At 36.5% G+C, this 425-nt stretch carries 1 protein-coding gene; it reads left to right on the top strand.

Annotated elements, in window-relative coordinates; all coding sequences use genetic code 11:
* Positions 1-203: 203 nt before the first annotated feature.
* On the top strand, positions 204-425 hold a 222-nt coding region (locus LI288_RS14125; protein ID WP_331464674.1), incomplete at its 3' end, for a hypothetical protein.

The raw sequence follows: 425 nt of genomic DNA, 5'->3' as shown, positions 1-425 counted from the left end.
GCTTAAACGTCAGTTAACAGAACTGGAAATTAAGCGCTGTCGAGCTCTCTTAAGTAAAAAGAGCTGTGCCAAAATCGATCAGAAGATTAATCAAAAAAAGGAACTTTTCAAAAAGATAAAGTAACCTTTTAGGCTTATAACTCATATGCTGTACTTTTAGTGCAGCTTCTTGCTCTAAAAATAGACGAAAGAAAGGGAAATTTGTGCTCCATACTATTTTTTATGTCATCATTTTTCTTCTTGCTCTAGTTATTTCAAATATCATCAATAAAGTTTTCCCAAAGTTGGTTCTTCCGCTGATTCAAGTCGTGATTGGGCTATGTTTGGGCTTTTTAGGTGCATCAAAACTTTTGCAGGTTGACCCAGAATTCTTCTTGGGCTTCATCATTGCTCCTTTGCTTTTCCGTGAGAGTGAAGAGGCAGAT

The organism is Lachnospira pectinoschiza, from assembly GCF_020564355.1.
Taxonomy (GTDB): domain Bacteria; phylum Bacillota; class Clostridia; order Lachnospirales; family Lachnospiraceae; genus Lachnospira; species Lachnospira intestinalis.
The sequence above is the reverse complement of the archived record's forward strand: the minus strand, read 5'-3'. Positions and strand labels throughout refer to the sequence as shown.